Source organism: Maritalea sp., from assembly GCF_051251695.1.
Lineage (GTDB): Bacteria > Pseudomonadota > Alphaproteobacteria > Rhizobiales > Devosiaceae > Maritalea.
The window spans coordinates 1-2724 of record NZ_JBPOEU010000082.1; the positions used below are offsets into that span (position 1 = coordinate 1).

The window sequence follows — 2724 nt, forward strand, 5'->3', positions numbered from 1 at the left end:
GAAAGCTTCATGCGGGCCTCTGGGCCGGGTGGGCAGAATGTGAACAAAGTGTCATCCGCGGTGGAGCTGCGGTTCGAAGCGGAGCGATCCCCCAACCTGCCCCCTGCTGTGAAAATTCGCCTGCGCAAACTGGCGGGACGCCGCTGGACCAAAGACGGCGCGATCATCCTGCAGTGCGATGAAACCCGCTCCCAAGTGCGCAACCGAGAACTGATCCGAGAGCGACTCGCCGCGCTGATCACCCAAGCGACAGAGCGGCCTAAGTTTCGCGTCAAAACCAAACCCACCAAAGGATCAGTGCGCAGACGACTGGATGGGAAGAAAAAACGCGGGGAAGTGAAGGCGCTGCGTGGGCGGGTTGAGTGACTATTTGGGCAGATGGCCTGCGATCTTGTTTAATTCATTTCAACAAATGCTCTTTAACCTTCATCAAAAGCTGCATGAGCTCCCGATCGACGCTTTGGGCGGTCAACTCGTCAATCACTCTCGGAGACGTTACAGTGACTTTAAGCTTGTCTTGAATGTTTTTTACGATTGATGAAAAGACTTCTTTCCCGGGAACAACTTGTCGACGGAATTCTTCTCTTTTCCAGCTTTCGGTAAATCTAGCTTCTTCTTCAGCAGACAACGAAGGGATGTCTCTTTTTGGGTTTTTCTTTACCTCGAACTCGATCCTTGCTCCGATACGGCGAGAAAGCGTTGTCGATTTCACTTCTTCAATACTTGATTCAATAATGTCACTAACCGTATTTTCCCAACCTGACGGCAAGCTTCCACCGGAGAACTTCTTAACCACGGCAGCAATCGCACTTGGTACTAGCAGATAATTTTCAATCTCTTTGTGAGTAAGAACGCCACAATGTGTTTCACCCTTATTTACTCTTTTCAAGAAGTCTTCGATTTCACCATCACAACGGTAGTCTCTATCAAAAATGGCTGAGACAGGAATCTTAAACCCAAAGAACTTCTCGAAAACCCAAGAGGACGTTGTCACCCGGGACCAGTTTGAAAACCCATCAGTCTTCATGAGGGTTACTGATGAATTGGAAATAAAGTCCATGCCACCTATTTTCTTCGCAATTTTTGATAGTATTTTGGCATCTTTTCCTTCGAAGTAGAGAACCTTCTTTGTTTTTGCTAGTCGCGCGAACTGCGCGTTCTCAGAACTGCCAATTGCCGAATAAACATCAGCGTACCCAGACTCGTTTTGAATGCGTTTTGCACCTCTAGCTTCCGGTCTGATTATGAGAACTTCACCCGGATCCACATCATTTATTATTTCGGTCGAGTGCGTCGCAATAAAATATTGCCCAACCCTTTGGCTTACCAATCTTAGCAATCGGTGTTGGAGATCAGGGTGTAAATAGATGTCTGGTTCATCCAAAACGAGAGTTGAATCATGATTTGTCCCAGCTAAATGCATCATGGTTTGCATCCAAACTTGAAAACCGAAACCCGCCCATTGGACCTCTCTCACATTCGGACCTTCTCGAAAGTACATTCTTACAATCGATCTATTGCCTCCGCGCTCAACTTCTGGACGCTGCACGCGAATGCCAGGCCAACCAAGCTCTACCAGATCAGCGAACGCATCAAACTCGTCATCAGTTCTGTGCAGCCAAAAATTTCGGAAATTTCTACTTGCAAGCCTACCATACCGATTTTTCTCGACGGTTTCCTCCCTTACCAACTCCTCGTTTTGCTCCAGCGGGCTAAGAGTCGGGACAATGGTCAGTTTAAGAGGAAATTGCTCTTTTAAGAAAGCTGAGTTGACACGAGGCTGAAGGTCAGACTGCAAGTAGCACTCTAGAACTCCATCATCAGGTATCAAAATGACAAACTTGTTACCGTTATCTAACCTCAGAGAAATTCGTGCTTGGCCCGTTCCGAAGTTGTGAACGCAGTAACGAAGGTCATTTTGAATAGCGGAACTCGGAACCTCCCAAGTTGGACACACCCCGTCTGAACCGTGCGACTTCAATACCCCAGTTTTACGCGTAGTGTACCTGAGTGCGTCAAAAGCGATCCTTAAAGCATCCAGACATGTCGATTTTCCCGCATTGTTAGGCCCCACCAGCACATTCTTGTCTCTAGCCGATAAAATGAACTTTGGAAAAGTTTTGTAATCTTCAAATTCTATGGATTTCACTTTGCTCATTAAGCTATTTTACCGTTCTAAAAAATTTGCGGTTAATCCAATTGTGGATGCATTGCGTCTAAACCACAACATCCATCTCGTCTTGCTCCCCAACGCCAAACACTCGTTTATACCGCTCGACTTCACCCGCAGGCCCCATGGCTTTTTTCGGGTTATCGCTGAGTTTCACCGTCGGGTTGCCGTTGGCTTTGACGGCTTTGCACACAAGTGAGAACGGCGCGAGGGTGTCTGTGTCGCCTGACATGTTGAGGCCACGGAAGTCGTTGGTCATCAAGGTGCCCCAGCCGAAAGACGTCTTCACGCGACCTGCGAATTTTTGGTGCAGTTCGATGATTTTATCGGTGTCCAAGCCATCAGAAAAGATCACCAGTTTTTTGGTAGGGTCTTCACCACGGCTTTTCCACCAGTTGATCGCGACTTCGGCAGCCCCCGCAGGATCACCACTGTCGATGCGGATGCCCGTCCAACCAGCGAGCCAATCGGGGGCGTGGTCAAGGAAGCCTTGGGTGCCATAGGTATCGGGCAGGATGATGCGCAGGTTGCCCTCGTGTTCGTCTTGCCAATCG

At 48.5% G+C, this 2724-nt stretch carries 2 protein-coding genes and 1 pseudogene; 1 reads left to right on the plus strand and 2 read right to left on the minus strand.

Annotated features, from left to right (window positions below; translation table 11 throughout):
- Nucleotides 1-366, plus strand: a 366-nt coding sequence (gene arfB, locus ACSHWX_RS18165; RefSeq protein ID WP_435669621.1) for an alternative ribosome rescue aminoacyl-tRNA hydrolase ArfB, incomplete at its 5' end; no start/stop codon positions are given.
- A 34-nt stretch (nt 367-400) separates the two neighbouring features.
- On the opposite strand, the gene ACSHWX_RS18170 is transcribed toward arfB, so the two are convergent.
- A complete protein-coding gene (locus ACSHWX_RS18170; RefSeq protein ID WP_435669622.1) occupies nt 401-2158 on the minus strand; it encodes an ATP-dependent nuclease in 1758 nt (585 codons plus the stop codon).
- A gap of 58 nt (nt 2159-2216) precedes the next feature.
- Nucleotides 2217-2724, minus strand: a pseudogene (locus tag ACSHWX_RS18175) (nicotinate phosphoribosyltransferase); the annotation flags it as partial.

Bases quoted from the DNA above. Each gene is read 5' to 3' on its own strand.
- ACSHWX_RS18170 (WP_435669622.1), bottom strand. From the start codon at position 2,158: ATGAGCAAAGTGAAATCCATAGAATTTGAAGATTACAAAACTTTTCCA.